The sequence below is a fragment of the Kitasatospora aureofaciens genome (assembly GCF_001188955.3).
Lineage (GTDB): Bacteria > Actinomycetota > Actinomycetes > Streptomycetales > Streptomycetaceae > Kitasatospora > Kitasatospora aureofaciens.
Map to the genome: position 1 here is coordinate 80,502 of NZ_JPRF03000033.1, position 7,070 is coordinate 87,571.

General features: G+C 75.0%; 6 protein-coding genes. 1 reads left to right on the forward strand and 5 read right to left on the reverse strand.

Translation table 11 applies throughout. From position 1 onward, the window contains the following. Positions 1-19: 19 nt before the first annotated feature. From HS99_RS23200 to HS99_RS23220, 5 genes are all read right to left on the reverse strand, one after another. Positions 20-769: a TrmH family RNA methyltransferase gene (locus tag HS99_RS23200; RefSeq protein WP_030552724.1), complete on the reverse strand. Its 750-nt coding sequence runs from the start codon at positions 767-769 to the stop codon at positions 20-22. Positions 770-869: 100 nt separating this feature from the next. Next, a complete protein-coding gene (locus HS99_RS23205; protein WP_030278218.1) occupies positions 870-2,969 on the reverse strand; it encodes an FUSC family protein in 2,100 nt (699 codons plus the stop codon). 9 nt (positions 2,970-2,978) lie between these two features. Beyond that, positions 2,979-4,190, reverse strand: coding sequence for an HTTM domain-containing protein (locus HS99_RS23210; RefSeq protein WP_141763790.1), 1,212 nt, complete (start codon positions 4,188-4,190; stop codon positions 2,979-2,981). A gap of 14 nt (positions 4,191-4,204) precedes the next feature. Further along, positions 4,205-4,864 (reverse strand): DUF5819 family protein, encoded by a 660-nt coding sequence (locus HS99_RS23215; RefSeq protein WP_046386911.1) that lies wholly within the window; start codon positions 4,862-4,864, stop codon positions 4,205-4,207. Positions 4,865-4,973: 109 nt separating this feature from the next. Then, positions 4,974-6,158 (reverse strand): rhodanese-like domain-containing protein, encoded by a 1,185-nt coding sequence (locus HS99_RS23220; protein WP_063737911.1) that lies wholly within the window; start codon positions 6,156-6,158, stop codon positions 4,974-4,976. Between the two features lie 215 nt (positions 6,159-6,373). Between HS99_RS23220 and HS99_RS23225 the strand changes: the two genes are divergently transcribed. Further along, on the forward strand, positions 6,374-7,070 hold a 697-nt coding region (locus tag HS99_RS23225), incomplete at its 3' end, for a PAS domain-containing protein (protein ID WP_244915994.1).

The window sequence follows — 7,070 nt, forward strand, 5'->3', positions numbered from 1 at the left end:
CCGCGCCCCTACCCGCGGCTCACCGCTTCCCCGACATCCAGTGGAAGAGCCCCATCGCCACACTCGTCGCCAGATTGAAGCTGGACACCCCCGGCTGCATCGGCACCGCGACCAACTGGTCGGCCCGCGCCCTCAGCTCCGCCGACACCCCGTGCCGCTCCGTCCCGAAGGCGAGCAGCGCGTCGTCCGGGAACGGCAGGTCCCGGATGTCCGCCCCCTCCGGATCCAGCACGTACAGCGGCCCGGCCGGCAGCTCCGACAGCGCCACCCGCTCCACGGCCGTGGCGAAGTGCAGCCCCGCGCTGCCCCGCAGCACCGTCGGATGCCACGGATCCAGCTCCCCCGTGGTCACCACCCCGGTGGCCCCGAACCCGGCCGCCAACCGGATCACCGCCCCCACGTTCCCCAGGTTCCGCGGATTCTCCAGGACCACCACCGGCGCCCGCCGAGGCCGCCGCCCCAGCACCTCCCGGTTCGCCTCCACCGACGGCCGCTCCGCCAACGCGATCACCCCCGTCGGGTGCAGCCGAGGCGCCAACCCCCGCAACCGCTCCTCCGACACCTCCACCGCCAGCCCGTCCAACACCCCCACGACATCCGGCGCCAACTCCCCCGCCAACGCCAACAGCGCTCCCCGATCGCCCGTCAGAACCCGCCGAACCGCACCCCCGAACCGCAGCGCATGCTTCAGCGGATGGAACCCGTCCAGCAGCACCACCCCCGGCTCCTGCTCGACAACCCGCCACGCCCGCACCACCTCGTCATCCATCCCCCCACTCTCCCACCCGCCCCGGAGCACCCCATCCCACCCTCGTGGGCGCGCGGGCCAAGCCCCGCGCACCCCCACCCCCGTCCCCGACAACAACCCCCTACCGCTCGGAACTCCCCCGAAGCGCCCGCTCCAGATCCCGAAGCGCCACCCCCACCAACCGGGTCCCCGCCCGCACCACGTCCCCCTGCACCCCCACCGGCAGTCCCGCCTCCAACCGCTCCTGAGCGGCCCGCACCGCCCCGAACTCCACCGGCTGCCCCGTCAGCAACGCCCCCGCCGCCAGCGCCGTGGCCAGCTGGAGCTCCTCCGCGTACTCCGCCGCCCCCGGCACGGGCTCCGCGTCCGCGCCCGGCAGGTGCGCCTCCAGCAGCAGGGCCGCCCGTCCGAGGTGCCCGACCGCCGCCCGGGCCCGGTCGATCTGGCGCCGGGTGACCCCGGCCAGCCCGGACTCGTGCCGCCCCGGCTCGGCGTCGGCCCGTTCCATCGCCTGGATGAGTTCGGAGCGCGCTTCCCGCGAGTCCAGCAGCGCCGACCGGACGACCCGCCCCCGTGGCGTCGCCGGCTGCTCGTAACAGGCGACGACCGCCGCCGCGTACCGTCCCGCCGCCGCCAGCCACTCGGCGAGCCGCTCCCCGAGCCGGGCGGTCTGCCAGGTGGGGAACAGCGCGTACGTGAGCAGCGCCAGCGATCCGCCGAGCAGCGTCATCCCCACCCGTTCGAAGGCCGTCTCCAGCGGGTTCCCCTCCTGCAGCCCGAGCAGGAACACCACGTACGCCGAGATCCCGACGGTCGTCAGCGCGTATCCGGTCCGGAACGCGAGGTAGGCCCCGCCGATGCACAGCACCGCCAGCACGGCCAGCACCCACTCGCCGGGGTGGGCCAGCTGCACGACCAGGGTGGAGACGGCGACCCCGACGACCGTCCCGACGAGCCGGGCGACGCCCCGGCTGTAGGTCTGGGCGAAGTCAGGCCGCATCACCATCGCGGCGGTCATCGGCGCCCAGTACCCGTGGTGGAACCCGAACGGCCGGGCCAGCAGATAGGCGACGGTGACCACCCCGGCGAGCCGGACGGCGTGCTGGAAGATCGCCGAACGCGGGTGCAGTTGCCGCCGTACGGTCCGCAGCGCGACCGGCAGTATCCGGGCGATCGACGGCCTGTGCAGCGCCCCGCCTGTCCCGACCACGGGCGTGGTGATGGTGTCGGCGTCGCCCCGGTCCAGTGCGTCCGCCGCCTTGCGAAGCAGCCCGCCGAGCCGCCGGGCCGAGCGCCGGGCGGCTCCCTGCAGCCGCGGGCCCTCGTCGGGCCGGCCCAGGGTGAGTGCGGGTGCCGAGCGGGGGAGCCGGACGGGGTCGGCGGTGCGGATCGCCCGGGCGAGGGCGTCCATGACCTCGGCGGCGGCCGCCAGCACCTCGCGGGCCCGGTCGCGTTCCGGCCCCTCCTCGGGAGCGCCCACCTTGGGGTCGGCGAGCGCGGCGAGGGTGGGGCGGATGCGTTCGGCGATGCCGCGCAGGCCGCGCAGTTCGGGCGGCCGGTGGCGGTCCTGCCAGGGGGTGACGGCGGAGGCGTGCCGGGCGGTCATGAACGGTTCCGGGTCCACGTGCGCGGTCGGGTCCTGCCGCAACCGGCGTGCGTAGTCGGCGAGTTCGGCGTAGGTGTCGGCGAGGGCGTCCCGTTGGGCGGTCCAACTCCCAATGGGCCAGAGGGTGATGACGGCGGCCTGGACGACGCCGCCGAACGCGGCGACCAGCCCGTGGCTGAGCGCGGTGGCCACGCTGACCGGCAGCTGCACGACGATCAGCATCACCGAGACGGTGTTGGTGGCGACGACCCCGGCGGTCGGTCCGGTCGCCCAGGCGAGTCCGGCGCCGAAGGCCCACACCGCGAGCAGCACCGGGAACAGCCCGTACACCCCGACCGCCAGGTAGCCGAGGAAGGAGCTGATGCCGAGCCCGACCCCGGCCGCGACGGCGAGGCTGGCGCGGGGCCGGAAGCTGCGCTGGAAGGTGGCCGCACCGGCGATGAACGCCCCCATCGCGGCGGAGGTGGCCAGCCGGACCCCGCTGACCGCCAGGATCGGGAACAGCACCGCTGCCACGGCGACCGCCCCGCGCAGCGCCCGCTTGGGGTCGGTGAGCGCCCGGTCCAGGGTGAGTCCGGTCCGCGCGGTGTCGCGAAGGGCGGCGAACCAGGACATACCGACATCCTAGGGTGCTCCCACCAGCCGCCGCCGGAGCCGGCCGAGCCGCTGCGCCGCCCAGAGCAGTGCGCCGGTCGGCAGGAACACCGCGTCGGCCGCGACCATCGCGAGCGAGAACACCGGCAGCCCGAGCACCACCGCAATCCCCAGGTGCTCGGCCATCATCACCGCCAGCAGCACGTTCTTGACCCGCCGGTTCATCAGCGTGAACGGGAAGGCGACCTGCAGCGCCACCGTGGCGTACGAGATCAGGAAGACCGGGAGGAGCGCCGAGCCGACCAGTCCGGACAGCGCCGGCCAGGGGGTGAAGTAGTCCAGGTGCAGCGGGTAGTACAGCGCCGTGCCGTCCTGCCAGCGCGAGCCCTGCACCTTGTACCAGCCGGCCGTGGCGTAGACCAGCACCACCTCGGTGGCGATCACCAGCATCGCGCAGTTGTGCACCATGTTCGCCAGCGCGTCGAGCACCGCCCGCGGCTCGCCCGCCGGCCGAAGCCGTCCGAGCAGCCACCAGAACCCGGCCACCGCCCAGAGTCCCCAGAACAGCGGCGCCCAGCCGATGTGCGGGAAGGTCGGGGCCGTCCAGGTCAGGCTGTCGCCGGAGAAGTCACCGGCCTGACAGATCGCCAGCGCCGCGCCCAGCAGCGCCCAGAGCACCACCCCGCTCCGCCCCGGGCCGACCCTGCGGGCGTCCAGCGACCACACCTCGGCGCAGCGGGTGAAGACCAGGTAGACCGCCATCAGGTGGACGACGTTGTCCCCGCCGTCGCCGAGCAGGACGTCGCGGTTCTGCAGCGACAGCACGGTGACCAGGAACAGCACCGTGCTCGCCCTGGTCCGCCAGCCCAGCAGCACGGCCAGGGCGGCCAGCACGGCCAGGTGGTAGACCAGCTCGAACCAGAGCCGTCCGCCGAACCAGGGCAGCACGGTGAACGCCCCGTCGTCGGCCAGCAGCCGCTGGGCCAGCTCCATCGACCAGGGCGAGCGGTCGCCGTACAGCACCCGCCGGTTGGGCCACTCGCGCAGCAGGTAGGCGAGCCAGACCAGGCCGAAGCCGATCCGCACCACCGCGGCCTGGTGCCGTCCGAGCGCCCGCCCGGTGAACGTCCCCATCGCCCGTCCGAGGGCCGCCACCGGCCCGCGCGGCGCCACCGGAACGGGCGGCACGACCGGCGGCCCGGGCAGCTGCCGCGGGAACCCCGGGACCTCAACCGGCTCCACCGCCGACGCCTCGTTCACCCCAGCCCCCGGTAGTCCTCGTCCCCGACCGGCCACCACGGCAGCTCCCGCACCTTGGGCGCGGACGGCCCGGTCTCACCGCTCCAGGACGGCGGGGGCACGGTGGCCGTGGTCACCCGGAACTCGATCTCCAGGACGCGCTCGCCCCCCACCTCCCGGCCGATCCGCTGCAGCGCGATCCGCTTGAGGTACTGCTCGGCGAGCCTGCCGCGCGAACTGGTGGGCTTCTCGTCCTGCGGGTCGTGCGAGCCGTCGTAGAAGTCCCAGGCCCGGCGCAGCAGGTTCTGGTCGACGTGGCTGGGCGCCGGGTTGCCCCGGATCGCGGCGATGTCCCGGGCGGTCAGCCCGATCCAGTCCCGGGTTCGGGTGGCGCCGCCGTCCGCGACGGTGCGCACCCGGGCGTCCAGGCTGACGTTCTGCTGCAGCGGGTTGGGCGCGAACAGCTTCCAGTTCTGCTCGAACTCCGGGTACACCACGCCGTCGACCTCGTCCCGGTACTGCCGGGAGAGCACGTTGTCGGGCGCGACGTGCAGGAACACCGCGGCGAGGAACAGCCCGGTGCCGCTCACCAGCACCGCGGCGGCCAGGCCGAGGACGAGCTGTGCGGGCCCGGACCACACGCGTCCGGGGGCGGCACGGTCCGTGGTACCCGTCATGGCCTCCCCGCCCGATCGGCGCGCCGCCGGCCCGCACCGGCGCGTCGCGCGCCCATCCTGCCCTACCCGTCACCGGGCGGGCGCCGCGAGGGGTCGCGGGACGGAGGCGTTACAGGACGAAGGCGGGCTGACCGCTGCTGCTGACCATCGGACGGCCCGCGCCCTCCCAGGCGTACATCCCGCCGTCCACGTTCACCGCGTCCCGGCCCTGCTGCACCAGGTACTGGACGACCTGGGCGGAGCGGCCGCCGACCCGGCAGAGCACGTACAGCTTCTCGTCCGGCAGCTCGCCGATCCGGGCGATCACCTCGCCGATCGGGATGTGCAGCGCGCCGTCCACGTGGCCGGCGTCCCACTCGTCCTGCTCGCGCACGTCCAGCAGGGCGGCGTCGGCCGGTACGGAGGCGGCGTCGGTGGTGGGGATCTGCGCGAACATCGTGGGGCTCTCCTGGGGTCGGTTCGGGTCGGTGCCATTGTGGCCCACCGGGCGGTCAGGGCCGCCGAGCAGCCGCTCCAGCTCGGCCTGCTGGGCGGCGGCCTTGGCGAGCAGCTCCTCGGCGAGCTGCTCCAGCAGCCGGTCCGGGTCCTGCGGGGCGAGGGCGAGCAGCTGCCCCATCGGGGTCTGCTCCAGCCGGACCTGCTCGGTGGCGGTCTCGGTGATCTTGGCGGTCAGCCAGTCCAGCCGGCGGCGCAGCCAGCCCAGCCGGTCGGGGGAGTCGACGGCGGGCGCGGCCTCCGGCGCGGTGGACCACTCGGCGGCCAGGCTCTCCAGCACGGCGGTGTCCCCGTACGCGTAGGCCTCGTTGACCCGCACCAGGAAGTCCGCCCGGCGCTGCTTCTCGGCCCCGTCGGTGGTCAGGTCCGGGTGGGCGCGCCGGACCAGCTCGCGGTAGATCCGCTGGGCCTCCTTGCCGGGACGCACCCGAGCCGGCGCGGCGGGCGGCGGCGCGGCCTCGTCCACGCCCTCGCCGGACTTCTCCCGCACCGAGTCGAACAGCGCGTCCAGGTCGGGCAGCTCCTCGACCCGCTGCCGCGCCTCGGCGGCCCGGCGCAGGTCCCCGGGGTCCCCGGTCCGGGCCGCGACGGCCTCGGCGACCAGCGCGTCCAGCTCGTCCAGCCGGGCGTAGAGCGGGCCGAGCAGCTGGTGGTGGATCAGCGCGAAGTTGTCGATCTCGACCCGCAGCGTCTGCACGTCCACGTCCATGCTGAGCCAGGCGAGCTCGGCCGCGGCGACCCGCTCCTCCAGCTCCTGCTGCTCCGGGTCCGTCCAGCGGACGGGGCTCTGCGCGCTCACGGTCTCGCCTCTGTCTCGTCCGGCCGACTGGGTCCTGCGGAGCCGCCGCGCGGGCGGCCCGGCCTGCCACCCTACCGCCGCGTTCCAAGGCCCCGTCCGGGTGAAGCGGGGGTACGAACCGGCGCGCGGCGCGTGACACGCAACCGATCCTGATGAATCTCCCCGTTTCGGTGTCGAGTCCGGCCCGGTCCGTGCTTCGCTGGTATCCGCACAGCGTGCCTTCCTCCGGAGAGACGGCCGCCTCCAGGCGCGCGGCCAGGCGGGAGCAGACCGAATCCATGGTGGCCGAGTCCAACTCCACACCGCTTCCGGCGAGCGCCGGGACCGCGCCGGGCGACCATCCGACCGGAGTGGCCGCCCTGGTCCGGCTCGCCCTCCTGCTGGTCGACCGGACCGGTCGGATCGCCCAGTGGAGCCGGGCCGCCGAGGAGCTGTTCGGGCACCGCGCCGAGTCCGCCACCGACCGCCCCGCCTCGGGCCTGCTGCCCGCCGTCCAGTCACGGGTGCTCGACCGCTGCGCCGTGCGCCGCCGCTGTGACGCCCTCGACACCCTGGCCGAGCTGACCGCCGCCGGCCGGCCCTGGGCCGGCCGGCTGACCGTGACCGACCGCGAGGAGCACCAGCGCGACGTGCTCTGGTGGGCCTACCAGCTGCCCGGCCCCTCCGGCGGACTGCTCGCCCTCGCCGCCGACGCCCGCCCGCTGCGCACCGGCGGTCCGCGGCTCGCGCTCGGCGAGCGGCTGCTGCCGTTCGCCGCCGCACCCGCCGCCCGGGGCGGCTTCCACGCGCTCACCGCCGCGCTCACCCCGGTCCAGATGGCCCGGATCTACTCGGCGCTGGCCAACGGCGGCACCTTCTACCGGCCGACCATCGCCAAGGCCGTGATAAGCCCGAGCGGGGACCTCGTCCGCG